This window comes from Variovorax sp. GW821-FHT10D07, from assembly GCF_059415325.1.
This window is the reverse complement of record NZ_JBWKMZ010000009.1, coordinates 210,373-236,400: the sequence shown is the minus strand read 5'-3', so window position 1 is coordinate 236,400 and position 26,028 is coordinate 210,373. Positions and strand designations below refer to the sequence as shown.

At 67.5% G+C, this 26,028-nt stretch carries 23 protein-coding genes; 4 read left to right on the top strand and 19 right to left on the bottom strand.

The window, feature by feature from the left end; translation table 11 throughout:
* The first annotated feature begins 28 nt into the window (after nucleotides 1–28).
* Complete coding sequence (locus tag AC07PU_RS25260) at nucleotides 29–1,426, top strand: aminopeptidase P N-terminal domain-containing protein (RefSeq protein ID WP_057593260.1); 1,398 nt, start codon at nucleotides 29–31, stop codon at nucleotides 1,424–1,426.
* A gap of 15 nt (nucleotides 1,427–1,441) precedes the next feature.
* Here the strand turns inward: AC07PU_RS25260 and AC07PU_RS25255 are convergent, their stop codons facing one another.
* From AC07PU_RS25255 to AC07PU_RS25165, 19 genes are all read right to left on the bottom strand, one after another.
* Nucleotides 1,442–1,807: a DUF3325 domain-containing protein gene (locus AC07PU_RS25255; RefSeq protein WP_495321363.1), complete on the bottom strand. Its 366-nt coding sequence runs from the start codon at nucleotides 1,805–1,807 to the stop codon at nucleotides 1,442–1,444.
* On the bottom strand, nucleotides 1,807–3,480 hold the full coding sequence (locus AC07PU_RS25250) for a PepSY-associated TM helix domain-containing protein (RefSeq protein ID WP_495321362.1): 1,674 nt from the start codon (nucleotides 3,478–3,480) through the stop codon (nucleotides 1,807–1,809). The genes AC07PU_RS25255 and AC07PU_RS25250 overlap by 1 nt, the downstream gene beginning before the upstream one ends.
* Nucleotides 3,477–3,782, bottom strand: coding sequence for a DUF3649 domain-containing protein (locus AC07PU_RS25245; RefSeq protein WP_261208821.1), 306 nt, complete (start codon nucleotides 3,780–3,782; stop codon nucleotides 3,477–3,479). The genes AC07PU_RS25250 and AC07PU_RS25245 overlap by 4 nt, the downstream gene beginning before the upstream one ends.
* Before the next feature lie 117 nt (nucleotides 3,783–3,899).
* Nucleotides 3,900–6,470, bottom strand: coding sequence for a phage head spike fiber domain-containing protein (locus AC07PU_RS25240; protein WP_495321361.1), 2,571 nt, complete (start codon nucleotides 6,468–6,470; stop codon nucleotides 3,900–3,902).
* Nucleotides 6,471–6,474: 4 nt separating this feature from the next.
* On the bottom strand, nucleotides 6,475–7,671 hold the full coding sequence (locus tag AC07PU_RS25235; protein WP_495321360.1) for a hypothetical protein: 1,197 nt from the start codon (nucleotides 7,669–7,671) through the stop codon (nucleotides 6,475–6,477).
* Nucleotides 7,672–7,688: 17 nt separating this feature from the next.
* Entirely contained in the window at nucleotides 7,689–8,330 is a 642-nt protein-coding gene (locus AC07PU_RS25230) for a DUF4376 domain-containing protein (RefSeq protein ID WP_495321359.1), read from the bottom strand.
* Nucleotides 8,331–8,333: 3 nt separating this feature from the next.
* Nucleotides 8,334–14,987, bottom strand: coding sequence for a hypothetical protein (locus AC07PU_RS25225; RefSeq protein WP_495321358.1), 6,654 nt, complete (start codon nucleotides 14,985–14,987; stop codon nucleotides 8,334–8,336).
* Nucleotides 14,975–15,403 carry a DUF6950 family protein gene (locus tag AC07PU_RS25220; RefSeq protein ID WP_495321357.1) on the bottom strand — a complete coding sequence of 143 codons (429 nt, stop codon included), beginning with the start codon at nucleotides 15,401–15,403 and terminating at the stop codon, nucleotides 14,975–14,977. The genes AC07PU_RS25225 and AC07PU_RS25220 overlap by 13 nt, the downstream gene beginning before the upstream one ends.
* Complete coding sequence (locus AC07PU_RS25215) at nucleotides 15,400–16,023, bottom strand: hypothetical protein (RefSeq protein ID WP_495321356.1); 624 nt, start codon at nucleotides 16,021–16,023, stop codon at nucleotides 15,400–15,402. The genes AC07PU_RS25220 and AC07PU_RS25215 overlap by 4 nt, the downstream gene beginning before the upstream one ends.
* On the bottom strand, nucleotides 16,020–16,643 hold the full coding sequence (locus AC07PU_RS25210; protein WP_093343518.1) for a hypothetical protein: 624 nt from the start codon (nucleotides 16,641–16,643) through the stop codon (nucleotides 16,020–16,022). Before AC07PU_RS25210 ends, AC07PU_RS25215 begins: the two co-directional genes overlap by 4 nt.
* Complete coding sequence (locus AC07PU_RS25205; RefSeq protein WP_495321355.1) at nucleotides 16,640–18,844, bottom strand: phage tail length tape measure family protein; 2,205 nt, start codon at nucleotides 18,842–18,844, stop codon at nucleotides 16,640–16,642. Before AC07PU_RS25205 ends, AC07PU_RS25210 begins: the two co-directional genes overlap by 4 nt.
* A gap of 90 nt (nucleotides 18,845–18,934) precedes the next feature.
* The gene (locus tag AC07PU_RS25200; protein ID WP_479671166.1) at nucleotides 18,935–19,285 is read right to left on the bottom strand and encodes a DUF1799 domain-containing protein; all 351 of its coding nucleotides are present in this window, start codon (nucleotides 19,283–19,285) and stop codon (nucleotides 18,935–18,937) included.
* Nucleotides 19,286–19,302: 17 nt separating this feature from the next.
* Nucleotides 19,303–19,653 carry a hypothetical protein gene (locus tag AC07PU_RS25195; protein WP_495321354.1) on the bottom strand — a complete coding sequence of 117 codons (351 nt, stop codon included), beginning with the start codon at nucleotides 19,651–19,653 and terminating at the stop codon, nucleotides 19,303–19,305.
* 37 nt (nucleotides 19,654–19,690) lie between these two features.
* Nucleotides 19,691–20,620: a phage tail tube protein gene (locus AC07PU_RS25190; protein WP_093343524.1), complete on the bottom strand. Its 930-nt coding sequence runs from the start codon at nucleotides 20,618–20,620 to the stop codon at nucleotides 19,691–19,693.
* Between the two features lie 229 nt (nucleotides 20,621–20,849).
* The gene (locus tag AC07PU_RS25185) at nucleotides 20,850–21,341 is read right to left on the bottom strand and encodes a hypothetical protein (protein ID WP_495321353.1); all 492 of its coding nucleotides are present in this window, start codon (nucleotides 21,339–21,341) and stop codon (nucleotides 20,850–20,852) included.
* 189 nt (nucleotides 21,342–21,530) lie between these two features.
* A complete protein-coding gene (locus AC07PU_RS25180; RefSeq protein ID WP_281078879.1) occupies nucleotides 21,531–21,800 on the bottom strand; it encodes a hypothetical protein in 270 nt (89 codons plus the stop codon).
* Nucleotides 21,797–22,441 carry a hypothetical protein gene (locus AC07PU_RS25175; RefSeq protein ID WP_495321352.1) on the bottom strand — a complete coding sequence of 215 codons (645 nt, stop codon included), beginning with the start codon at nucleotides 22,439–22,441 and terminating at the stop codon, nucleotides 21,797–21,799. Before AC07PU_RS25175 ends, AC07PU_RS25180 begins: the two co-directional genes overlap by 4 nt.
* Nucleotides 22,438–23,007, bottom strand: a complete 570-nt coding sequence (locus AC07PU_RS25170) for a lysozyme (RefSeq protein ID WP_208513531.1) — start codon at nucleotides 23,005–23,007, stop codon at nucleotides 22,438–22,440. Before AC07PU_RS25170 ends, AC07PU_RS25175 begins: the two co-directional genes overlap by 4 nt.
* Before the next feature lie 126 nt (nucleotides 23,008–23,133).
* The gene (locus AC07PU_RS25165; RefSeq protein ID WP_177239340.1) at nucleotides 23,134–23,814 is read right to left on the bottom strand and encodes an XRE family transcriptional regulator; all 681 of its coding nucleotides are present in this window, start codon (nucleotides 23,812–23,814) and stop codon (nucleotides 23,134–23,136) included.
* A 350-nt stretch (nucleotides 23,815–24,164) separates the two neighbouring features.
* Between AC07PU_RS25165 and AC07PU_RS25160 the strand changes: the two genes are divergently transcribed.
* Genes AC07PU_RS25160 through AC07PU_RS25150 form a run of 3 tightly spaced genes read left to right on the top strand, consistent with a single transcriptional unit; the run spans nucleotide 24,165 to nucleotide 25,793 of the window.
* The gene (locus AC07PU_RS25160) at nucleotides 24,165–24,683 is read left to right on the top strand and encodes a hypothetical protein (protein WP_495321351.1); all 519 of its coding nucleotides are present in this window, start codon (nucleotides 24,165–24,167) and stop codon (nucleotides 24,681–24,683) included.
* On the top strand, nucleotides 24,680–25,132 hold the full coding sequence (locus AC07PU_RS25155; protein ID WP_495321350.1) for a hypothetical protein: 453 nt from the start codon (nucleotides 24,680–24,682) through the stop codon (nucleotides 25,130–25,132). The genes AC07PU_RS25160 and AC07PU_RS25155 overlap by 4 nt, the downstream gene beginning before the upstream one ends.
* Nucleotides 25,133–25,181: 49 nt before the next feature.
* A complete protein-coding gene (locus tag AC07PU_RS25150) occupies nucleotides 25,182–25,793 on the top strand; it encodes a DUF3164 family protein (protein ID WP_495321349.1) in 612 nt (203 codons plus the stop codon).
* Nucleotides 25,794–26,028: the final 235 nt, after the last annotated feature.

Below are 26,028 nucleotides of genomic sequence, written 5' to 3'. Positions count from 1 at the left end.
AGCCCGTCTCACAGGAAGTCTCCACGCGATGACCACCACCGACACCAAGAAGATCTACGCCGAGCGCCGCGCGCGCCTCGCCTCGCAACTGGGCAAGGACGGCATCGCGATCATCCCGACCGCGCCCGAACGCCAGCGCAACCGCGACAGCGACTTCCTGTTCCGCCACGACAGCTACTTCTACTACCTGACCGGCTTCACCGAGCCCAATGCCTGGCTGGTGCTCGGCGGCGACGGCCGCGCCACGCTGTTCTGCGCGCCCAAGGACCTGGAGCGCGAGATCTGGGACGGCTACCGCCTCGGCCCCGACGCCGCGCCCGAGGCGCTCGGCCTCGACGAAGCCTTCTCGGTCACCGAGCTCGATGCGAAGCTGCCCAAGCTGCTCGAGAACCGCTCGGTCGTCTGGTATCCGTTCGCCACCCACAAGGGTCTCGAGACCCGCGTCGACGGCTGGCTGCAGTCGGTGCGCGCGCGCGTGCGCTACGGCGCGCTGTGCCCCGAGGAGCAGCGCGACCTCTGCGGCCCGCTCGACGAGATGCGCCTCGTGAAGGACGCGCACGAGCAGGACATCATGCGCCGCGCCGCCCAGATCAGCGCCCGCGCTCACATCCGCGCGATGCAGCTGTCGGCGCGCATGCTGCGCGAGGGCAAGGACGTGCGCGAGTACCACCTCGACGCCGAGCTGCTGCACGAGTTCCGCCTCGGCGGCTCGCAGTACCCGGCCTACGGTTCCATCGTCGCGGCCGGCGCCAACGCCTGCGTGTTGCATTACCGCGCCGATGCCGCGCCCGTGCGCGACGGCGAGCTGGTGCTGATCGACGCCGGCTGCGAGCTCGACGGCTACGCCAGCGACATCACGCGCACCTTTCCCGCCAACGGCAGGTTCACCGGCCCGCAGCGCGCGCTGTACGACCTCGTGCTCGCGAGCCAGGACGCCTCGGCCGCCGCCACCAAGGCCGGCAACCGCTTCAACGACCCGCACGACGCCGCCGTGCGCGTGCTCGCGCAAGGCATGCTCGACCTGGGCCTGCTCGACGCCAACAAGGTCGGTGGCCTCGACGACGTGATCGACAGCCGCGCCTACTTCCAGTTCTACATGCACCGCACCGGCCACTGGCTCGGCATGGACGTGCACGACTGCGGCAGCTACGTCGAGCCGACGCAGGTCGGCGAGGTCAGCGAGCGCAAGGACCCGCTGTCGAACGAGCTCATCAAGAACCGTCCGAGCCGCATCCTGCAGCCCGGCATGGTGCTCACGCTCGAGCCCGGCATCTACGTGCGCCCCGCCGACGGCGTGCCCGAGCAGTTCCACAACATCGGCATCCGCACGGAAGACGACGCCATCGTCACGGCCACCGGCTGCGAACTCATTTCACGCGGCGTGCCTGTGAAGGCGGACGAGATCGAGGCGTTGATGCGGGCCTGAGCGCCGCGCCGCAGGTCAATCGCTCAGCGCCGCCAGCACCAGGCACCCGAGCCCCGCCAGCACCGCGATCGCCGCCGCCGCCGAAGCCACCCAGTGGAAGCGGCGCGGCGCGTAGCTCAACAGCCCCACCACCGTCTGCGCGGCCGCCGTGAGCGCGCCGAGCCAGAGCACCCAGCCGATCGAATGGCCGGCGGCGCGCAGGCTCGCGATGAGCGACAGGCACAGCGCCACGCTGCCGCCAAGCTGCAGCCAGCGGCGCCACGGGCCGGGCGTGCTGCCGCGGCCAAAGACGTCCTCACTGTGGCGGTCCATCGCGAGGCCCAGCGCGCAGAAGCCCGCGAGCGAGGCGGCGAACACCGTCGCGATCAGCAAGGCGTTCATCACGATCCCTGGCCCGAGGTGGCGAGCGAAGACGATTCCACCGCGTCATCGGCCGGGTCGGCCTTCGAGGCTTTCTTCGCCGAAGCGCTCAAGGCTTTGCGCCGCTTGCGCTCCACCATCCAGGCCGCGCCCGCGAGCCCCAGGCCCAGTGCGATCGACACCAGGTCGAAGCCGGCGACGGCACTCGGCCCCGAGCGCAGGCTGACCGTGAGCGGCGCGGGACCGGTGAAGGCGTTGAGCACCGGCAGCAGCGCGAACAGCAGCGCGCCCGCGGCGAGCTGCGCCTGCCACATGCGCAGCGTGGGCCGCGCGAGGCCCAGCAGCGCGGCCGCGCCCCAGACCGCGAAGAACCAGCCGATCTCGGCCGCGCCGCGGTCGGCCGTGTCGAACGGCACCAGCCGGTTGGCCCAGAAGAAGGCGGCCATCGCGAGCGGCAGGCCCGCGATCGCGCCGAGGTTGAGTCCGTCGACCAGCCGCAGGCCGAAGCTCACGCGGCCGCCCTGCATGAGCCGCTTCGCGAACTTCTGGCGCTCCTTCACGGCCCACAGCAGCAACCCGGTGGCGACCATCAGGCAGCCCGCGAGACCGGAGACGAAGAACAGCGCGCGCAGCAGCGGATCGCCGAAGCGGCCGATGTGCAGACCGTAGAGCACGCTGCGCGTCTCGACGGCGGGCCGCATGCTGTCGCCGTAGGCACCGACCAGCGCGCCGGTCACGCCGTTGAAGACCATCGACGGTTGCTCGGACCCCAGTTGCGGCCCTTCGGCGCGGCGCACGATGACCGTCGCATTGGCATCGTTCGGCGAGTTGACGGTGAGGCGGCCGACCGGCGCGCCGCCCCAGTGCGCCGAGGCCTGCGCGAGCATCGGCGCGACCGGTGCCATCGGCGCCTTCTGGCCCGCGGCCTTGAACTGTTCGCGCACGCCGCCCGCGAAGGCCTCGGAGAAGAAGGCCTGCGTGCCGCCGCTGTCCTTGTAGGCCGCCTGCGGGCCCCAGGGCATGTACATGAACATCAGGGTGACGAGGCCCGTGTACGTGATCATCGCGTGATAGGGCAGCGCGAGCACCGCGGTCGCGTTGTGCGCGTCGAGCCACGAGCGCTGGCCCTTCTTCGGACGGAAGGTGAAGAAGTCCTTGAAGATCCGCTTGTGCGTGACGATGCCGCTGAGGATCGCCACCAGCATGAACATCGCGCAGAAGCCGACGATCCAGCGACCCCAGATCGCGGGCATGTAGTGCAGGTCGAAATGCAGGCGGTAGAAGAACTCGCCGCCGCGCGTCTCGCGCACCGCCGCCGAGGGCTGGCCGCTGGCCGCGTCGAGCACCGCGCGGCCGAAGCGGTCGCGCCGGTCGCGCGGCGGCGAACCGGCCGGCGGCGCGGGCCGGGTCCAGAACAGGCTGGTCGAGGGTTCGCGCTCGGTCGGCAGCGTGATGAACCAGCGCGGCGAGTCGCCCGCGTGCTGCTGCAGGTAGGCGTAAGCGCCCTCGGTGGCCTGCACCTGCGGCACCGGCGCGCGCGAGAGCCCGTGCAGCTCGGGCTTCATCCAGAGCGTGATCTCGTCCTTGAAGTACGAGGCCGTGCCGGCCGCGAACACCATGAACAGCACCCAGCCGACCAGCAGGCCCGACCAGGTGTGCAGCCAGGCCATCGACTGGCGGAAGCCTTCCTTCATGCGCCCGCTCCCGGCGTCGGCAGCACGAGCAGCAGCGCGCCCAGCGGCGCCGCGGCGATGACCAGGCCGATCCAGGCGCGCCACGCGCTGCGCGCCGCGAACACCCACATCACCGCGACCGCGAACACGAGGAAGGAGGCCAGCGTGCCGGTCATCGCGGCTTCGCTGCGCGCCATGCCGAAGGCGGCGGGCAGGCACAGCGCGAGCGCGGCGGCGGAGAGCGCGGCCACGCCGTAGCCGCCAGCGATGGCGGCGACGGCGCGCGAGGCCACGCCGAGGCGGTAGCGCAGGCCGGCGCTCACGCCGCGCGCCGGACGGCGTGCGAAGTCGTTCGGGAAGTCATGGGAAAGGGGGATTCGGAAAGATGAGAATAATACTCATCCGCCGAATCCGCACCGGGGCCTGAGGGATTTTTGGGGTCAGGCGGTCAGCGCCGAGACCTCCGCATCGGTCAGGCGCTGCGGAAAGTAGCGGGCCGCCTTGATGTGGAGGCAGGCCTGGTTGCCGCCCCAGGCGACTGCGCCGAGCGCGAAGCGCGTGATGGGCGGCATGGCTGCCATCGCGTTCTTTCGGAGCCCGTCCGTGCGGAAGCTGTAGCGCAACCCTTCGGCCCCATAGGCCAGGGCGACCTTGAAGTAATCGCCTGGAGACAGCACGCCGGCGTTCCCCGCGGAGGTGGTCGCGGTGGTCGTGCCCCCGACCATGCCGGTGCAGTACACGCCCCCAGGGATGCTCATCCCCATCGACAGCCGGTTGCCCGCCGTGCCATCCCCGAGTTCCATGATGTTGCGCACCGTGATGTCCGGCATCTTCGGCAGTTCGACCTCGAGGGCAACCGCTCCTTCGGCGGCATTGAGCCAACCCTTGGCGGCATCGATGTAGACGAAGTCGGCGCTTCGCGCGACGGCGGTCGATCCGACCGTGTCGGAGGCGCGCGTTCCGGCGGTCGAGCTTGTCACGTCTGCGGCACGCAGCACGACCGCCGTGGTCGTAGGGATATAGCTCGACGCGAACGCCGCCTGCTCGAGTTGGAAACCTGTGAATTTGAACGTGCGCTGCGAGTTCGCCGTGTACTTGTAGATGCCGATGTTGCTCGAAGGCGATGCAGACGTAGTGAGGGTTCCAGAAACTCTGTAGACATTACTTCCGACCGGCGTGACCGTGCACGCCGCCGCCGAAATTGCCGTGTTCGCAATTGCCAATGCAAAATCGCCCGCAGCGCCCACGCCAAGAACTGGCGGCAGGCCGTCATCCATCTTCACGAAGACCGAGAAGGTGTAGACAGTCGCGCCTTGTAGCGCTGTATTCTTGATCGCAAAGTTGTAGGGACGCCCGGAGGGAACCGCCGAGCACGCCAACCCCGTAGTAAAGCCAAGATCTGACCATGCTGTGGCCGTTACATCCGAAACACTCGCGGCATCCGTCAAGCCGTTGAGAAATGCCGATTGGGTGAGCAGGTTGGTGCTTGCGGACTCCTGCATCAAGGTCGGTGGCGCAGCGAGGTCTGCAGGGTTGTAGGTCATCCGCGCAGCGTTCACTGCGGCGGTCTGAATCTTCCCCTGGGCATCGAAGTAGGTGCCGATCGAGGAGCGCGAGGCGAAGGTGTCGCTGCTCGGGATGTAGGAGGTTGCGACCGGGCCATCTTCGAGCTGCGCACCGAAAACCTGAAATGCACCTCGATCGGAGACCGCACCGGTCACACCTGTGTATATGCGCAGCGAATCCCCAACCGCGATGCCTGTGCTTCTCGTGTTCGACAGCCGATACCATCCGTTGCCCACCGACTTCAGATCCCAGCCCGTGCCAGAAACGGTCAAGCCGCCATTGCCGTCCGCGGAAACGGTCGCGTAGGGTGTGAAGGTCAGCGCGGTCGTGTCGTTGCGCCAGGTGAACGACAACGGTCCGGTCAATCCCGCGTTCTTGACGAACACCGAGAACGTCATCTCGCTGCTCGTCGCAATCATGTTGCCCTGGGTGAGCGGCCCCGTGGCAGCACCAACGTATTCGATGGCGCGCAGCGTGCCGTCAGGAGCCAATTTGCCTGCCGAGCCCCCCGTGATGCCGACACTCCACGGATTGCGGTTCATCTGCGAACTGTTGAGCACAAGGTTCGTCCGTTGCGGCTCCGTCAGGAGCGCCGGCGCCAGCATCAGATTGGCCGGATCGTAGTTCACTCGCCCCACCCCGGCCGCTGCGTAACGCATGGCACCCTTGGCGTCATAGCAGGAGGCGATCGAGGCACGCGCGGTCACCGTGTCCACGCTGGGAATGCACGAAGTGACGAACGTACCCGCTTCCAGTTGAGCGCCCCAGGCGAAGGCACCGTTGATGTCATCGCCGGCACCCATGGATGCCCCGCTTGGATAGAGGGCGTACGTGATCGCGGTGGACTCATCGCAGGTGAAGACAAGCGCATAGCGACGCCAGCCGTTGCCCGCGTCGGTGACTAAGGTCGAAATGATCGCAAAGGAGCCCGTCTTGGACGACGAATGCGTGCTGCCCAGCAGATCGAAGTTGGCGCTGATCGAGTTCGTCGCGCTCGCGCCGCAAACGTAGATGAACGCCCGTTGCCCACCTGCAGACTTCAGGTACACGGAGGCCACGTAGGTTCCGATGGCGGCGGCCTTGGTCGCGATCTGCGTGACGCGCCCGTTGCCATAGTTGCTCTGGCTGCTCAGGACGAGCTTGGCCGCCTCCATGTGTCCATTCGGCGCAAGCGTAGCGTTCGGCACCACTTTGACCAGTGGGGTACCGCCAGCGATATTGACATTCCAGCCGGCCGTCTGGTCGAAGCGCGATGCATATCGCAGCATGTTGGTCCTACCGCTTTCGATCAGCAGGCCCTTGGCCGCCTTGGTAACGGGGTCGTAGTCAAGGCGTGGTGCCACCGCGGACTCGATGAAGCCCAGCGGGCTCACGCGCGTGCCGTTGGCACCGCCGCTGGAAACGAACATCTCGGCCGCGGATTTGGAAGTGAGGGTCGTGGGCATAGGGTCAGCCAGTGATGGTTTCGGTTTCGGGGGTCAGGGAGACGATCTCGGTGGCATTGGCAGCCTTGGGCCAATAGACGAAATCCTGGATGGCGGCATCGATCGGATCGGCCCCGTTGTTGCGATGGCCTAGCCACAGGGTGGGGTTTGTAAAAACCGGTAGCGAGGCAAGCCCAACGGAAACCGCGGGCCTGTCATCACACTGGATGGCGAATCGCCCTTGTTTCCACGAAAGAGCAACTTTGCGAACCTGCCCGACGGGAGTGGCGCTACCGGGAATCGAAGTAGCCGCGAGCTGCGCGCCCCTGTCGAAGCAGTTCGCCCCGATCTCATTCGTTCCCGCGAAGTAGAGCAACATGCGACTGTTCGCACCGGCGGCATCCGTGATTCCGCAGATCATGGCGCTGGCGGGTGCCAGATTGGAGACCTGGCTCAGGCGCACGCATATCGTGCCTTCGCGCTGGTTGTACCAAGGCTGGCTCTGGAGATTCGGAATATGGATCTGATCGACAGTCCGCATGATGGGCGTCGTTGACGGCACCGCGATGTAGCTCGACGGCGTCGTGCCCACTTCGAGCTGTCCCTTGCAAATCCAGACGGTGAGGCTGCTGGCCATCGGGGTGCCGGTGGCGTGCACGACTGGGTAGACGGAGCCGTTGACGTTCGGGGTGGCACCCGAAACCGAGATGCGTGTGAATCGGTCGACGAACTGCGTCGACTTGGCGGCATCGATGACGAAGCTGCCCATGGCGCTCGTACCGGTGTAGTACACCGTCATCGACTCGCCAACGGCCAGCGGGCGGCTCAGCTTGATGTAGACGCTCCAGGTGTACGTGGTCGACAGGCCGATCGCGCCAACCGCGTAGGGCGAGGAACGCCACCGCGCCCCTGCATAGCCGGGATTCAGACCCGGCACGAAGGTCACGAACGAGCAGTCTTCGCCTTCGACCGTCGCCGAGCCGACGGTAGGCGGGGTCGTTCCCTCTGCAATGCCCAAACTGAGCTGGCTGTTCTGGAGCAGGTTGGTGCGCACGGGACCGCGGAAGCGCAAGCCTCTCGCGGCTTTCGATATGGGGTCGTAGTCGAAGGCAGGCGCAACCGCGGCCTCGATCCTCCCTTGCGCATTCACGCACGTGCCATTCGCACCGCCGGAGGCGGTCAGCAACTGCGCGAAGGTCTTTTCGGTAAGCGTGGTGGTCATGAATGAGTTTCCCTAGGTCAAGAGCTGGCAGACGGTTCATCGGGTGGCGATACGCGCAGGTCGTTTTGAGGCCACCCGGCCCCGCAGTCGTAGGCATCGAACTGCGCATCGGTCTCCAGCGCCGCAATGGCTTCTTGATGCGCACGTTCGGACGAGAAGCAGGCCTGTACATGCAGCGCGAGCAGGCGAGTCACGGCATCGAGCTCGCTCCGATTCATGCGAGCCCAACCGCTGTCAAACTTGAAATCCACCCCCTCGATGCCGGCACGCTCGGCTGTGACCAGAAGCGCGGTGAGCGCATCGCGATCGGAACGCTTGGTGCTCACGCGCAGGCCGTCAGGCAACACCAGGCCACCGGTCTCCAATGCCCAGCGGCGCTCGGCCACCTGGCTGCGCAGTGCCTGGCGTCTGTCCTCCGGCGTTCGCGGATCGACCCAGGCGTGCGATGACCAGTCGAAGACGCAGTGTTCGGTCGGCTGCTCGCCCATCGAGATCGGTGCAAGCGTCTGCGGGTCAAGGTAATGGTCTCGCGGTACATCGCCGATGAGGATGCCCTCGTGGACTCCCGCGGCCTGCATCCGGCAGGCCTCGTCGCTGGGCGCAGTCCCCCGCGCGATGACGCGACCGGTGACCTTGTCGTAGGCTGTGTAGTTGGGCATGGATTACCTCTGGCAGCTGAGTGCAAAGATGGAAGTACTGGAGCCACCGAAAGTGCCGACCGCAGTGATGTTGCGAACGCCCGGTGGTAGCTCCTTGACCATCACCCCGGTGACCGTCGAACCCGGCACGCCGACGCCCCTCCAGATTTCGGTCCCGTCTACGGAGATCGTCATAAAACCCCCGAGACCACCACCCGCGAGCGGCGGAATAAATGTCGACGCCGTGATGTATGTCAGCACCCACCTCCCTTCGAAGTCGGGCACCTTGTGGTTGATGGCAACAGTCGGCCCGGTTTCTGCACGCCCTGTCGGCGAAGTCACGGCGCCTTCAGCAATACTGAGCGTCCCGATCGCAGCTCTGCCAATCGTCAGCCCGTTCTGATCCAGGTTGAAGTTCGGCCCCCACAAGCGGAAGTGCCCGAACTGGTTGGCCTGGTGGTGCATCACTAGGCCGCACCCGGCGATGTTGAAGTCGACGAACATGGAGCCGTTCGGGTGCTGCGCCAGAATCCAGCCCCAGTTCTCGTCGCGCCATTTGCCAGGACTTCGGATGTATCCCCAGTCATTACCGGCCAGGTTGCCGTTGATCGTGATCTGGCCTGAGTTGATGTAGTTCAACCTCGAGATCGTTGCCGTGAGCTGTTCGACATCGAGCGAGCGGGCCTTGATCGACCCGTCGATGAACATGTTGCCGTCCACGCCGATGGAGCTTGTTCCGCCGATGTTGCCGACGACGAAAGGAAACTTCGTTTCGCCGGCCGGCCCGGTCTGTGCAATGGCGAACTTGTCCACCTGCACCACCATGTTCGAGGTCGTGCCATCGTTGTCCAGGATCAAACCCGAGACCTTGCCGTTCGCATCGGCATTCAAACGCCAGCTGCTCTTCACCTTCCCATCGAGCGTCGCCAACGCCGACGCCGTGTTCGTGATCGCCGCCGTGTTCGCGCCCGCCGAGGTCGACAACTGGCCGATCTGCGTGGCCTGGGCCGAGATCGTGCCGTTGATCGAACTTACGGAGGTCGAGAGCACCGAAGTCGCGGCCGCGCCGGCGACGATGCCGGTTTCGGCCGTCGACAGCCGCGTGCTCACGCTGGTGATTGCCGCGGCGTTGGCGTTGTCCGCCGTGATGCGCGCACTGCGTTCGTCGTAGACCAGGCCGCTGGCCAGGCCGCCCAGTGACAGTGGTTGCCATGCGCCGAGTTCCGCGCCGGACGGCTGTGCGAACTTGAGACGCAACGAAGGTCCTTCGACATCCACGAGCCTGCCGGCGATCTCTTCCGCTCCCGTCAACACCGCAGAAAGCGCCTGCCGCTGCGACACCTCCGCCGCGTCGGCCCGTGCGCGCGCATCGGCTTCGCTGGTCAGTGCGGCCATGCCGGCCGTCTGGTTGTTGCTCACGGTCGTCGAAAGTGCGCTGATCGAGCCGGCTTGCGCGGCGTCGGCCGCGACGCGGGCCGTCTGTTCGCTGAGCAGCCCGGCATTGGACGTCGACAGTCCGGTCGACATCGAGGCCGCCAGCGCCTGGCGGGCCACCACCTCGGCGTTGTCCGCGGCCACGCGCGCCTGGCGTTCGCTGTAGATCAACCCGCCGGTGACCGCGTTGAGATCGCCGCCCGCATAGGCGCCGCGGATCTGCGTGGCCAGGGTCTCGCGTGCCGCGACCTCGGCACTGTCGGCATTGCTGCGCGCCGACTGCTCGGCGGTGAGGCCCGCGGTCACGGTCGACAGGCCCGTCGAGACGGACGTGGCCAACACCTGGCGCGCCGTCACCTCCGCCTGGTCATCGGTGATGCGCGCCTGCCGCTCTTCGTAGATCAGGCCGGACGTGAGGATCGCACCCGTCGGGCTCTGCCACAGGCCGTAGCTGTCCTCGAGGAAGTTCGCCTCCATCGACGCACCGATCACCGTTGCCAGCGTGCCCGAGATATCGGGCATGCCGGTCAACGCCGCGGACAGCCCCTGCCGCTGGGTGATCTCGGCCGCATCGGCACGCACGCGCGCATTGACCTCGGTCTGCAGCGCCGCGGTGGTGCTGGTCAGGGTGGTCGACAGTGAAGTCGACAACGCCGAGATCGCGTTGGCATTCGCGCTGTCGCCATCCGAGCGCGCGGACTGCTCCGCCACGATTGCCGCATCGGTCTGCGTCTTGTTGTTGACGACGGTGGTCGACAAGGCCTGGCGCGCCGTCACCTCGGCCGTGTCGGCGCTGATGCGGGCCTGGCGTTCGCTGAAGACCAGGCCCGCGCTCAGCGCATTCACGTCGGTGCCGGCATAGCTGCCGCGCATCTGCGTGGCCAGCGCCTCGCGTGCGCTCACCTCGGCGGTGTCGGCATTCGCCCGCGCGGTCTGCTCGGCCGTGAGGTTGGCGGACACGGTCGACAGGCTGGTGGACAGCGACGCGCCCAGTGCCTGCCGCGCCGAGACCTCGGCCGCATCCGCATTGGCGCGAACCGTCTGCTCGGTCAGCATCGCGGCGTCCGCGGCCGTCTTGTTGCCGGTCACGGTGGCGGCAAGCTGCTGCCGTGCCGTCACCTCGGCGGCATCGGCCGAGACGCGCGCGTCGCGCTCGGCCGCCAGCAGGCCCGAGCTCAGCGCACCGACGTCGTTGCCGGCGTAATTGCCACGCAGTTGCGCCGCCAGGGTCTCGCGCGCCGTGACCTGCGCCGCGTCGGCGCTCGCACGCGCGGTGGCCTCGGCCTGCAGCGCCGCGTTGGAGGCGCCCGGCGACGGCCTGCCGATCGCCACCCAGTCGATCTCGAAGTAGTCGGTGGCCGACTGCGCGACCGAGAGATCGATACGGATCTGGTCCACCGTCACGTCCCAGCCGGGGCTCACGTTGACCATGCCGATGCCGGCGGCATCGTAGGTCGGCTCGTTCAGCGTCGCGGCGCGGCCTCCGGTGAAGCCGGTGTCGGCGGCCGCGCGCCAGAAGATCTGGCCGGCCCAGACGGGCGCGCCGACCTTGCGGATCCGGATGCGCACCTGGCTGAAGGTCGCTCCCGCGCTCGCGAGGCCCGTGGGCGAGATCACCCACGGGTCGCTCGCATTTGCCGGCCGCAGCCAACCTGCCGTAGCGACCGGTGCGCCATTGCCGCCCCAGGCCTCCACGCCGGTATCGAAGTACCAGATCTTCGCGTAGTCGAACTGCTCGCCCACGCCCGCCGAAATCAGCGTGATCTGCTGCGCCAGCGCCTCGTCCTGCCTGGCGCGCGCGGTGCTCTCCTGAAAGATCAGCCCGCTCGTGACCTGCGACAGATCCGTGCCGTCGTAGCCACCGGTGAGCTGCGCCTGCAGGGTCTCGCGCGCTGTCACCTCGGCCGCATCGGCCGTCAGCCGCGCCTGGCGCTCCTCGGCCAGCAAGCCACCGACGCTGGTCATGGTGGCGGGCTGCCAGACGCGGTAGCTCGATGCCGCGAAATCGAGCAGGAGCGACGGGCCCTGCACATAGTCGAGGCTCGCGCCCACGTCCTGCAACCCCGTCAGCGAGACCGACAAGGATTCGCGGCTGCGTGCTTCGGCGCTATCGGCCGTGCTTCGCGCCACCGCCTCGCTGGCGAGCGAAGCGGCCAGCGTCGCATCGGCATTCTGCAACTGGGTGGCAAGCTGCTGGCGCGCACCGGCCTCGGCAGCATCGCCACTGACGCGCGCGCTCTGCTCGGTCTGCAACGCCGCGGCCGTGGTCGACAGCGAGGCCGTCAAGGTCGTGAACTGCGACGAGAGCGCGCTGTCGGCCTGCTGGCGCACGGTGGCTTCGTTCGAGATCGCGGTGCCGCGCGCGGCAGCCTCGGCGATCAGCGCCGCGGCACGTGCGTTCTGCTCGGCCGTGATCGCATTCGCGCGCAGCGTGGCTTCGGCCTGCACGGCCGTGGTTCGATCCGTGACCTCTCGCGCCACGGCGGCGATGCGCGCCTGCACTTCGGCGGTATCGGCCGCCGCGCGCGCCGCGGCTTCGTCCGACATGGCATCGGTCAGGCCGGCGATCTGTTGCGCGCGAGTCTGGGCCTCGGCTTGCAACGCCGTGAAGCGGTTCTGCGCCTCGGCCTGCACGGCCTGGACGCGCGCCTGCCCTTCGGCCACCAGCGCCGCGGCGCGGTTCTGCGCTTCCTGTGCGATCGCCGCGGCATTGGCGCTGTCGGACTGCTTCAGCTGGTCGACGGTTTCCTGCAGCCCCTCCTGCAGTTCTTCCAGGGCCTCGTCGATGCCCGGCAACGTGATCAGCTCCTTGAAACCCGGCGCGCTGCGATTGCCCGCCAGGTCGACGGCGCACACCCAGTACAGGTAGGTGCCCGGCACCGTCTGCGTGTACTTGTAGCCGAGCGCGTCCACCAGGCTCAGCACGCGTGCTTCCGCATAGACGGAGCCGACGCGCACCTCGTAGCCCCGCAGGGGCTGCGTGGTCCCGCTCGCGGGCCACTGCAGTTCGACCTGGTCGCGGAAGGCCTGCCCGGTCAGCACGGGCTGCGCGGGTGACAGGATCTCGATGGCGGTCGACACCGGCGTGGACCACCGGCCCGTGGTGTCGCCGTGCGATGCCCACAGCTTGACCACGCCCGCCTGCAGCCAGCCAAGGTTCGCCTGAACCGCCTTGCCCGACCAGACCTCCGCGGCGGTGGCCCAGTCCGTGCCGATGCGCAGCTCGGTCAGGTTCCAGTCGAGCAGGTCGAGGCCCGCCGGCTCGGCCCAGCGCGCATGAACACCGTCGTTCTCCACGCCGAGCTGCAGCCCGCTGACGCTGCCGGGCGGTTGCGTCTTGCCCGTCACCACGTGCTCGACCATCACCCAGCTGCTGACCGCGTAGGGCGTCGCGAAGCGCGCGCGCACCTGGTAGACGCCGCCCACGGACAGTCCGAGCAGGAAGGTCTCGACGGCGTCGCCCGGCAGGTCGATGCTCTGCCATCCCTCGCCGGTCTGCATCAGCCGCCATTGCACCCGGATCGCACCCGTTCGGGCGGCCGCATCGTCGGCCCAGGGCGCCCAGCTCACGCGCGCCCGCACCACCGTCGAGCTGCCCTGCTGCACCATCAGTTCCGGCCCGCTCTTCACCATGAGGTCCATCGGCGTCTGCGGCGCGATGAAGGGGCTGGGAAGGTTGGTGTTTGGCGCGGCATCCGACAGCACCTCGTCGGCGAGGTCGTAGTAGGCGGGCACGTCCTCGATCACTTGCAAGCTCAGCGGCGCGTTGCGCTGGTAGCTCCAGTCCTGCACGCGGAAGGTCTTGTTGGTGAAGCCGTACAGCGCGCTCGAGAGCACGATCCGGTCGCCGGGCTGCAGGTGCCAGGCCAGCATCTTGGGATGGATCCGCAGCACCAGGCCACCGCGGCTCTGCTCGACGGCCACGCGCGCCAGCTGGTGGCAGCGCACGTGAGAGCCGGTGAAGGCCAACGCCATGTCGCGGAACTTGTCCTTCTCGTCCTGCGCGCGGAACACGGTGTTCTGGTAGGGCTTGAAGTCCTCGTTCACGCCATTGCGTGCCGCGTTCACGTAGGTGCCGCGCACACCGTTGATCCGGTCCGCGCCGACGTTGGCGGTCTGGACCACGGCGGTCGGCGACAGCATGTCGACGTCCGTGAGATTCAGCACCGCCGTCGACCACGCGCCCGCCTGGATGCGCCAGACGCCACCGGTCTCGAGCGAGAAGCCGGCCATCGACTCCTCGAGCTGCTGGCGGGTGCTCTCGCGGTCCTGATCGGAGCGAAAGGCACCGTCGCAGGTGTAGCGGACGTTCGAGTTGCCGTAGTTCTCGGCGTCGACACCCGTATAGACCTGGTCGTCGCAGGCGCTGGCCGCGCCGATCAGCGCGGCTTCGTCGATCTGGTCGGCGGCCGCGAGGTAGCCGGCTTCCGAACGGATGAAGTCCGCCAGGCACAGCGCCGGATTGCGCGAGTAGCGGGTCTGCCCGTTGCGTGGGTCGTAGACCTTCTTGCCGCGGATCCGCGCGGTGATCGCGGGCAGCCCTCCCTGGAAGCGCTCGAACAGCATGTTCAGCGTCACGACCGCGTAGGTGTAGCCACTGAGCCGGTGCGCATCGGTCCAGAGATCGAGGTCGGGGAAGGTAGCCTTGAGGCTGTCCCTCATGAAGACGTCCGCGGTATCGACACCGCCCGGCGAGGTGTGGAACTGGACGTTGACGGCGGGGCCTTCCGACGGCCATCCCTTGAACAGCGGTGGCAACTGGAACTCGGCGCCGTCGGTCCAGCCCGTCGCGTTGGGGCGACCGACCGACGTGCCTTCGATGAAGATCTCGTCGATCGCCTCGCACTCGTGGGCCGCGAAGACGATCACCACATGCTTGAACTGCGCCTGCGCGCCGCTGTCGAGCACGGCCACGATCGAACCGCCTACGGGTGCCGGCGCGCCGTAGATGGTGGTCCATGGCGATTCCGCGCTCACGATGGTCGTGGTGCGGTCGCGCAGGTTGGCGGCGTCCTCGGCGGCCTTGCGCGCAGCGGCTTGGCGCGCCTGCTTGCGGGCCTGGGAGGCCTTCGACAGGCTCGAGACCACGCTGACAGCCAGCATCGCCCAGGACGCCAATGCCCCAGTGCCAGCGAGTGCCGTGCCGATGACGGAGATCAAGCCGCTGACCGGATCGGCAGACGCGCTGCCGCAAACCAGCAGCAACGCCAGGAACGCAAAAAGACGAGTTGTCACGCCGCGCATGCAGACCTCCATGCAGCCACCGCTGCCGTCAAGGGAAGAAAGTTCATTCGATCCACGCCGAGCGCAGCGACGTGGGTGCCGGTGCAGATGCCGAAGCAATGACCGGAGACGCGGCCGATGCGGCCGCCACTGCGGGCGAGCACCACGTCGCCGCGCTGGGCGCACAGGCCGGGCTTCGACGGCCCGAGCAAGGCATTGCCCATGGCCTCGAAACCACCGGCGGCCCGCACGTGGCGCAGCGCGGTCAACAGGCGCCGCGGCACCAGGGCGCCGTCGTCGGCGCGCAACGGGGCCAGCGGATCGGTGCCACGCACCTCGCGCACCCAGTCCGCCGCGAACGTGGCGCAGTCGTTCTCGAAGTAGGCGAAGCGCAGCGCGCGCCGGGCCTCGATGAAGGCGTCGAGATCGGCGTTCATTTGGAGCCCACTCCCAGCAGCTGGCGGTACTGGAGATTGGCCTGCAGCCACTTGCCCACCCACACGGCCGGGTTGCCGATGATGCTGGTGAGGTAGCTGAAGCCCATCTCGCCCGGATGCCGTGCCTGGTGCTGCGCATGGTTCATGCGCAGCGCGGCCGGATTGCTGCGCACGTCGTAGCTCGCCGTGCGGCAGTCCATGCCGATCGACGCTGTCGTGCCGTCGCGCTCGATCTTCATCTGGTCCATCACGCCCACGAAGCGCAATACCGGCTGGCCGGTGATCTGCAGCGTGGCCGCATCGACCAGCGCGATCCAGATGCGCACGCGCCGGTCCTGGTAGTCGGCCGGATCGCCGAGCGCGAGCGCGCGCGTGCCCACGTCGATCGGCGAGAGCGTCAGCGTGAGCTTCTCAGCCGCGCCGTCCTCGCTCTCGTGCAACTCGCCGATCGATCCCAGGTTGCCCAGGCCCAGCCAGGACTGGCCCATCGTCTGCACGTTGACCGGCCAGGTGGTGTAGCGCACCGTGCCCGAGCGAAGCTGCAGCTCCGCCAGCGCCATCACGCCGTAGGCGCCGGCACGGCTGGCCGCGTCGAATCCCGCATTGGTGTTCACCGTCATTCCCAGGACTCCATCAGGTCGAAGCTGAAGCCGCCCTGCGCGCGCGACTCCGAACTCCAGTTGCTCTTCGTGTCGGTCCTGCGCATCAGGCAGGTCGGCCGGTCCCAGACGACCGCGCTGCCCGCGGCCACGGCGACGCGCAGCACCGGCTCGATCTGCACCACGATCAGGCCCGCGGCATCGGCGACCGCGTCGGCCTGCACGTGCAGCAGCTGGCGCTGGACCGACCCCTGGTTGACGCCGATCCAGTCGCCCTGCAGCAGCGTCTTGCCGGCCTGCGCGGCCCCCATCTGGATCGACAGCGACGAGGCGCCGGCCAGTGCCGCCACCGCGGTCCAGGTGCCGCGCGCCGTGCCGCGCGGCACCGGTTGCAGCAGATCGCAGATCGCGAGCACGTTGACCTGGCCGCGCAATGCGTGGGCGAGCGCGCGCCATTGCGCGGCCTCGCTCATCGAGGGAATGCGCTCCTCGCTCACGAGCGCGCAGGTGCGTCGCGGCGGTGCCAGCACGGCTACCTGCGTGGAGCCGGTATCGCCGCTGCTGAAGCTCAGGTCGAATGTCTGCAGGCCGAAATCCTGGCGCTTGACCGGCAGGTTCGGCGGAAGTGTGACGATGCTCATTGGGGCACCACCCGCATGCGCTTGAGTTGTTCCATCTGACCCTCGTTGTTGGCTTGGAGCACGCGATCGAGGTCGGCCATGACGGCGCCCCTGTCGGATCGCGAATCGATGTAGAAGACATTCGAGGGCGCGAAGTGCAGCGCCTGCGCGGCCGCACCGCCTCCCTGCAGGCTCACGCCCAGTCGCCCGTCGGTGCCACGGCGCAAGGGCATGATGGCCTCGGCCCCCGCCTCGCCCATCAGGCCGATGCCCTTGGCAAACGGGAAGAACGTGGGGCGGTCGACGATGCTGCTCGAGTAGGCGTGCAGGCCGGGCGAGGAAAAGACATTGCCCTTCGCGCTGCCCACGCCGAAGAATCCGAGCACGGAGGTGACGAGGCTTCCGAACCAGTTGCCGCCACCACCACCGCTTCCTCCGCCGCTCCCACCCCCGTTGAACAGCCCCGTGATCGAGTTGGACAGCCAGCCGGTGAATTTCTCCACCGCGGGCTTGAGCGTCGCGTCGTAGAGCGCATCGGCCAGCGCGCCGGAGACCTTCTTCTTGAGGGACTCGGCCATCTTGTCGATCGCGCCTTCCTGGCCCTGCATCAGCCCCGTGATGCCTTCCTTGAACGTGCCGTTGAGATCGTCCGAGAGCTTCTTGGAACGGCCTTCCTGCTCCTTCTTCTTGTCCTCGGCCGACTTGATGCCTTCGGATTCGCGCGTGACCTGCAGCAGGTTCTTCTCCGCATCGATGCGCCGGCTCAGCGCGTCGATATAGCCGGGGATGACGTTGTCGGTGGCTTCGAGGTCGCGGTACTGCTGCTCCAGCTGCGCGATGCCCAGCTCCTGCAGAACGACCTGGGACTTGCCTTGCTCCTCGTTCCTGGCTTTCAGGGCTGCCGTCTGGTCAAGAACGCTCGAGGTGGCCCGGCGCATCGACTCCACGGACGGGTCTTGTCGTTCTCCCGCGGAATCCTTGACCGTGGCGGGACCGGTCGCGGCCTCTTCGCCCGTGCGCGAACGCGCAGTCGCATCGTCGGTGCACTTTGCACAGATCACCGTCGCACCGGTATTCACGCCCTCGCGCGAGGCCAGGCGTGCGCTGGCGTTTGCCCTGCTCGTTGGCAGGGATCTGCCTGGGGAATTTTCGCCGCGATCAGCACGAGCTCGCTCAACACCGGTGACGCTGGGTTGCTTCAGCCCCTCGACGATCCGTCCAGCAAGACTCTTCTCGCGTTCCTCTTCAGACCTCCGATCCGCGCCTTCTTGAATGGCATCGATGGCCGAGTTGGCCTGCCGGGTTCTTTCGCTTTGCGCCGCGTTGCTTTGCGCCTCCAATCGCACGATCTCCGCACGCCGCTCGACCTCCTCGCGTGCTCTTTTCCCCGCCGAGGAACGATTCGGGAAACCAACCACGGCATCACCGCCGGTCACAGCGAACCTCCTGCCCTCTTCGGTTTCCCGCTCGTCGAAGCGCTTCTGCAGTCGAGATGCTTCGTCCAGTCTCTGCTGCGGGGTCTTTCGCCGCCCCCAGTCGCGCACCCCGTCATCGACGGATGCCAAGAAATCCGTTCCCGACTGCGTCAGGCGATCGAACAGACCTCGGTTTGCCGCTGCGGTTCTGGCTTCGCGGATCCGCGCTTCGGCGAAGAGCTTCTGAGCCAGATCGCCGGCAGCCTCCTTCTGACCGCTCGCCTCGAGCTTGCCAATCCGCTCGTACTCGGCTGGGCCGAGAAACCGGTGCTCCCTGTTCAGGTCGCGCGAGGACTTCGTGGGCTCGTCTCGAATCTTGGAGAACAGTTCCGTCGCATCCTCGATCGGAACCTTCCCGAGTCGATTCATCTCCACGACGGCCGTCGCCGCAACCGGCATCACGGAGCCGGACACCTTTCCGGACTGCATGAGCTTGACCAGGGCCTCCGATGCAAGGGCCTGCGTGGCGCCCTGCTTCGCGATATCGCTGGCAATCTTCTGAAGCTCGCTGTTCGAAAGGCCTGCGTAGTTGCCCGACGGAATCTTTGCGTTGGTGTAATCGACGTCCTCCCGGCTGCCCTTGAGCCCGGCCTTGTAGCCGTAGGTGACGGTATCGAGAGCCGCCTGCAACTTGTTCCCGGAAACCAGATTGGCGAGGGTTTCGAGGGCTTGGCCGACCTGTTGGAGTTGGCCAGGTGCTGCGGAGGCGCCTGAACCCGCGGTTGTGTTTCTTGATAGGAGAGCCATGTCCGTATGGTCCTTTCGAGAGGAGGAAAAAATGAGGCCGACATTCGTCAGCCCCACGCTTCTTCGATGGGCCGAGGGCCCGTGCCGCCGCTAGGCGTTCAGCACGCCGATCCCCTCGTCCTCCATCACCTGCAGCTGCAGGAAAACCTCGCGCTGCCGCGCACGCGGAATGCCGAGGCGCCGCATCGCCACGTCGACCGCACCGAAGTCGAGCCCCTGGTGCCAGGTGCCCGCGGGCCCCGCGACCACGCGCCACTGCGTGCGGCAGGCATGGAACACCTCGAAGGCCTCCTGGTGTTCCGGCCAGAGCTCGAAGATGCGGATCTCCTCGCTGCCGGCCGCCGGCGAGACCAGCCGGACCGGATCGAGTCCGAGCGACGCACACTGGGTGCGAAGCTCGTCGTCGAGTTCGTCGTGAACACGTGTGTCGGCGCCGAGCACGTAGCGCGCGGCGCCCCTCAGTTTTTTATGGCGGCCGGGTACGCGTGCTCGAAGTAGCTGTAGGTGATGGCCGCCTCGAAGCCCGGCCATTCCTCCACCGCCGCGGCACGGTTCTCGGGCGTGCAGATGAAGGGCAGGCCGTCGTCGCCGGCCAGGCCCTTCCAGTCGGCCAGCACCATGTCGAGCAGTTCCCGGTCGTTGAGGCTGCGGTCGTCCAGGCGACGCTGCAGGGTGTCGTTCTCGGTCTTCGTCAATCGCTTGAAGACCGCGTCGAAGCGCACCTCCTCGACCTGGCCCTCGCCCGGCACGCGCATCAGAACCGGCGCGGCGAAAGTGGGCTTGATCGCGAGCTTGAGTTTCTGGGGCATCTGGTGTGTTCCTTTCGTCTTCCGATGAACCCGTCGCTCAGCGCACGACGATCGACCACTCGTCGTTGCCCGCGCCGCTGGGCACGAACTCGAGCGGCACGGTGATCATCTGGACGCCATCGACGTCGCTGTAGGTGGGCTTGCCGATCTGGGCGCGCGGCGACTTGATCTCCACCACGTTGGTCGCGCCCTGGCCATGCTTGAGCGCGAGCGCGACGCGCGTGCCGCTGCGCGCCATGCCGATCCAGTCCTTCACGGCCACCGCGGTGTTCTCGAAGGTGACGGAGCCGGTCGACACGCGCGCGGTGATGTCGACGGCATCGATGGTCATCAGGTCCCGCTTGACGACGGTGTTGCCCGCGTCGAAGGCGAAGGCACTCGCCGCGACGCCCAGGCCATCGAGGCTCAGCGTGGTGTTGGCCTTGTTCACGCCCAGCGGGTCCATGAACTTGCTGTAGTCGGCGGTCGGCAGCGGTGCATCGGCGGCCGGCACGAACAGGCCCGTGAATTCGAACTGCCACTTCGGGATGCCCTTGGCATCGACGGCGGCCTTTACGTTGCCGTGGGCGTCGGTCATCTTGTAGACGGTGCCGTCGACGTTGCCGTAGATGGTCAGCGACTCCAGCACGTCGGTGGTGGGCGCGAAGGTGGTGCTGACGCCGGCCGCGGTGGTGACGCTGATCGCGCAGCCGCGCATCAGCGGGGCATAGGCCGGCACGTCGCCTGCCGCGGCCACGCCCGCCATCTCGACCGAGAAGGCGATCTTGCTGTACTGGGTCACCAGCACCGAGCCGCGCGAACCGAAGTACGGACGCACGTTGTCACGCTGGATCACGTCGCCTTCGATGGGCGTGAGCGTGACTTCGCTCACCAGGATCGCATTGGCGGCGCCGGTGGGTGCTGCGTCGGTGCCGCGCACGGTTTCGGCCTTGGCCAGGATGGCCATCTTGCGCATGAGTTTGGGCATGTTTGCGTTTCTCCGTTGGTTGAAAAAGCGGGTGAATGGGATGGAATCGAAAGAGCCGAAAAACACGCACCGATTGCGCGATGCGCCTGGCACGACCGCCCGGTTCGCACGGGCGCGTCGATGCCGTCCTTGCCGATGCGTGCATGCGGCGCAGATGGAGAGCGGCGGGACCGAACGGACACATCGCCGTTCGGCACCCGCCATCAGCGGGGGAAAAAAACGCGGACGCTCAGAGGTAGCGCCAGGTCCTCAATCGCAACGTGGCGCCGTGGCACTTGAGGCCGCAGAAATCGACGAGGCCCACCTCCGCGACCTGCACGCCGTCGGTGTCCTCGGTGTCTTCGTCCTCGTCCTTCAGCGGCGAGAGCGCGCAGGCGCCGCCGAGCGTCGGATCGGCGCGCACCGCATCGCGGATGGCTTCGATCAGGGCGTCGAATGCGAGCTCGGAACCCGCGGCGTCGTCGAAGGCGAGGTAGCCGCGCAGGGTCCAGGTGTCGATGGCGACACCACGCACCGCATTCAGCGCGTGTTCGCTGGTCTGCGCACGACGCAACCACCAGCCGCGCAGCTGCAGGGCGTGATCGGGCAGCTCGTGCAGGAAGAGCGCGCGCAACGCCGTCTCGTCCGCGAGATAGCGCTCGCGGTCGTGCACGCGGCCGATGGCGGGCACGGTGCCCAGCGTCTGGACGATGGCGGTGCGGATGGCGGCGAGAGAGGTCATGCGTAGGCTCCGACGGTCATGCCATGCACACGATGCACGGCAGTTGCAATAAGAAAAGTCATCGAACGGCGACGAACGGGGCGGCAGAAAGATGCGGTGGCGTTCTTCTCGGTCGTTGGGTCCACTGTCTCCGACGAAGCCCCGATCGCCGAGGCGGACATCTGTCCGCCGATGGCCGCGCGACGCGCATCAGTTGCCGCTGGCATTGCTGCGAAACCACTGCTTGAGGCTCTCCGCGAGCAGGGCGGTCGCGATGGCCATGGCACCGCCCGATGCGGCGCCGAAGGCCGCGGCGCGCTGCTCCACCGCGCGCAGGCGGCTGTCGAGTGCGTCGAAGCGCGCGTCGACCGCGTCCATGCGTCTGTTCTGCCGGTCCTGGCCCTCCTTGAGCGCCGACACCAGGCCGTGGATCTGCCCGAGCAGGAACAGCTCCTGGGCACGGATTTCCGGATCGTTCATGGCACGGGCCTCTGCGTGAGGAACTCGATCAACGCGGCATGACGGAGCCGGTCGGCGGCGCAGGCGCGCGCGTTGAGCCGCTGGTTGTCCCACGCGTCGTCGACGACAAGACCGGAGTCAGCAGCACAGGCCGCGTCGGAGGTATCAGCAGATCCGCAGGCACCGGCAGGGACATCGGTTCCCGCCAGCGCGCTGTTCCACATCCACACAGCAGCGAGGCTGAGGCGATGGCGATCGTCGCCGACAGGGCCTGGCGGTGCCGCCTCGACGGCATCGTGCGGCAACGGCGCAGGAGCCTGCGCGCCGCGTGGGACCCGATCAGGGCGATCACGCGCAGTGACGGGAGGGAGCACGAGAGCCACGCGCTGGCGCAGTTCATGGGAGATTCCTTCGAGAGCGAGATAGCGGGTCTGCAGCGCGCCCGCATCCAGCTGATAGCGGGTGGAGGCGGCGCGGCCGCGTTCGTATTCCTTGCGCAGGGCCTCGGCGGCGGCGGCGTTGCGCTGCGCCTCCCTGCCCTGCCAGACCAGGCGCTCGCGTGTCGCACCGGCCTCGTGGATGGCGGCGGCGAGCGCCGCGAGAAGGCCGATCGCCAGCATCGCCCCGGCGAGACGGAGCCAGGCCCTGGAGCTGCTGCTCATCCGGCGGCCTTCAGGCATTGCGCATGCAGGCGCAGGCGGTCTTTCCAGAGGCCCGCGCAGACCTTGTTGCCCGGCGCGGAGCAGTCGGTGCCGCCCGCGTACTTCCAGTCCAGGATGGCGTTGCAGGCCCCTTCGTAGTCCTCGGCATTGAGCCGGGTCACGAGCGTGGACACCCGGCCTTCGCGTCCGCCCGTGCAGAAATTGAAGGCACCGATGTTGTAGGCCAGGCTCACGTACGCGTCGTACTCGGCCTGGTGCAGCGGCACCTTCACGCATTGCTTGAGCGCGCCCTCGTAGCTGCGGATGTCGCGCAATGCACGCTCGAGCGCGGGCACCGGCGTGGTGGTGTCGCCCATGCGCACGCCGTCGGTCGAGCCGAAGCCGATCGTGGGGACGGCGCTGCCGTGAACCGGATCCGGATAGGCCCGGTCGCTGTAACCCTCTCGCGCGACGATGCCGACCAGGCCCGCCGCGCTCAACGCCAGCGTGGCGAGTGCCTGCCGGGTGATGCCGCCTCGCGCTCGCGGACGCGACGCGTTCGATGGATGGATGTTGTTGTTGCCCATGACCAGATGGTCTGGCAAAGGGCATCGAACACTGAGGCGGACAGGTGTCCGCCGAGGGGGTGCGAAGGGCGCGGGCAAGGCCGCGGCGCTATGCCGGCGGCGGCCTCCGGCCGATGAAGCGCAGGGTCAGATCTCGCCGCCGTGCCAGACGACGCGGCCGCTGATCCGCAGGTCGGCCGCCTGTTCCGCGCTCAGCATCTGCGGTTTGTAGGCCGGGTTGTAGCTGATGATCTGCAGGCCGCCGGTCGAGAAGTCCCGTTGCAGGACCTTGACGTAGTCGTGGCCGTCGAGCTGGATGACATAGACGCCGTCCTGCTCGAGCGACCGGATGGCGGTGTCGACCAGCAGGATGTCGCCGTCGTTGATCTTGTCGGCCATCGAATCGCCGCGCGCATGCACGATCCTCGCGCTGGCCGGCTTGACGCCCTTGCGCGTCATCCAGGAGCGGCTGAAAGCGAAGCGGCCCATGTTTTCCTGCGATCCGTTGAAGGCGCCGTTTCCCGCGCTGACCTGGACATCGAGCAGGTCGATCAGCACGAACAGCTCGTCGTCGAGCCCCGAGGGCGGCGCACCCGCCTTGCCGGCGGGAAAGGGATTGAACTCGGCGGGATCGACGCCGAGCGCCAGCGCGATCACGTAGAGCTGTTCCAGGCTGGGATCGCTCACGCCGCGCTCGATGCGACCGACGGTATTGAAGTGCAGGCCGCTGCGCTGGGCCAGGTCTTCGATCGTCAGCCCCTTTTGCTTGCGCAGATCCCGTACGCGGCCGCCCTGGGCGTGTGCCAGTTCGCCCACCCGCGATTTCACGTGGCCTTCGTCGACGGGAGGAGACGGTGGCGGTGTCAAGACAAACCTCGATTCGACTTCATAGCATCAACACTAGACATAAATTAGGTTTCAGTCAACACAGAACGCGACTTTTATCTATAAGACACCTTTCATAGGTTTTATTTCGAATGTTTAACTCGATTTGTGTTTATCATTGCGACAACAAACACAAAATGCGATTAAGCAATGATCATGTGTCTCATCAGGGTCGTAAAAACACTGTTTCTAGTGTTTTTTGGTCTTCCTCCCACTCTATCCGGTTTTGAGCACCGGACGGAAGTGCGTGCTTTCGGGTCTGTGGAAGGTCTCCGGAGCGGGGAGATGACCCGATGAACGCGCCTGGCTACATGGACGAACGGTGGTTCGTGCTGCTGCGCGCCGCCTGCCGCGGACGCAGGCAGGCCGCCATCGCCGCCCGGCTCGGCCTGAGCGGCGGAACGGTGAGCCAGGTGCTCAATGGCACCGGGAAATACGGCACGGGCCAGGCCACGACCACCCGGATCGCCCGGCGCGTGCTCGAGGTGCTGGGTCACGGCGGCGACGGCCCGGCCGGCGCGAAGCCGTTCCGCCATGCGGCGGACCACGCGGCAGGCAGCGTCCTGGCCCGGCGCATCTGCGCGACGCTGCGCAAGGAAGGCGGCTGGTGGTCGGCGCCGAATCTGGCGCGCCACTGGTCCTCGGCCGGCGACCTCGAGGCCATCGAGACGCAGCTGCAGGCGCTGCATGCCAGCGGCCTTCTCCAATGCCGCCTGCTGCCTTCGGCGCCCCAGCAGCCGACCTATGCCATCGCCGCGCAACGCGTGGCACCCCGCGCCTGCGCATTCAGTTCCGAAGGAGCTTTCGCATGACACAGCCACGCCCTTGCGGGCATTCCGTTCCCCTGCCTTTCGGGCGGCACGCCGATGCGGCGCGGCGCGCGATCCTCGGCCACCTGCAGGACCGCGGCGCGGCTTCGCAGACGGAGCTCGATCGCGTGCTGCGGACGCGCATCGCCGACCACCGCGACGACCCGGCCTGCTCGGGGCTGCGCCAGTTGCTGTCGCTGCTGGCCAGGGCCGGCCACATCCATCGCATCGGAGCGCGGGGCAAGCGCCGGTGGAAATCGGGAACCGGGCCGCTGACCGAACGGATCGCTGCGGCGCGCCAGATCCCGATGCTCGGCACCAGCGTCTACCGGCCGCCGATTCCGTCCGCGGTACGCCAGGGTGCGATGGACTTCACCCGCATCCCCAGCGTCCTGCTCGGGCGTCGCTGTCCCTATCGCGCGCCGTCGCCGCTTTCCGCGCCGGGTGGCTGACGCCATCCGAGCGCCCCGCCCTTTTTCCAACCATTCCAGAGGAGTTCACATGCAACAGATGCACGCACATCCAGGCCATCGGCAGCTCGAGGCGTCGATGCCGCGCCCGACGATCAAGCCCATCGACCGCGACCGCCACCACGTGGTCCGCCAGCTCTGCGAGGAAGCCAAGCGCCAGAGCGCGGCGCTGGTGGGCTTCAAGGTCGCGGCGATGAGCACGGTGCACGAGTTCCTCGAGCGCAGCCTCATGGACTACGACGTGCACCGGGGCGGCAAGAAGGGCAACGTGACGCTGGTGAGCGCCGACGGGCGGCACAAGGTCGAGCGCCGCGTGCAGGACACCATTTCGTTCGACGGCCGGCTGCAGGCGGCCAAGGCGCTGATCGACAAATGCATCCAGAACTGGAGCAAGGACATCAACGCCAACATCCGCCTGCTGGTCAACGATGCCTTCCGCATCGACCGGCAGGGCCGGATCAACACCGCCCGCGTGCTCGCGCTGCGACGGCTGGAGATCGCCGACGAGAAATGGCAGCAGGCCATGCAGGCCATCGGCGACAGCATGAGGATCGCCGGGACCAAGCCCTACATCCGCTTCTACGAGCGCGATGACGCAACGGGCGAGTACACGCCCATCCACCTCGACGTGGCGGCGGCATGACGGCGCCCGCGCACACCCTCTGCGCCTGGTGCCGCCCGCTCGAGCCGGGCGCACCGCCCGCGGCATGCGAGACATGCGGACCGCCGCATGAAACCAACGACCCGGCTCCGCCTGCACCGCCCAAGGTGCAGATCGGCCCGACCGACATCTGACCCATCGTCCCGCCGCCACGCCGGCGCGCCCCTCCACCGACCGCAACACGAGATCGACAGAAATGAATCCCCCGGAATTTGTG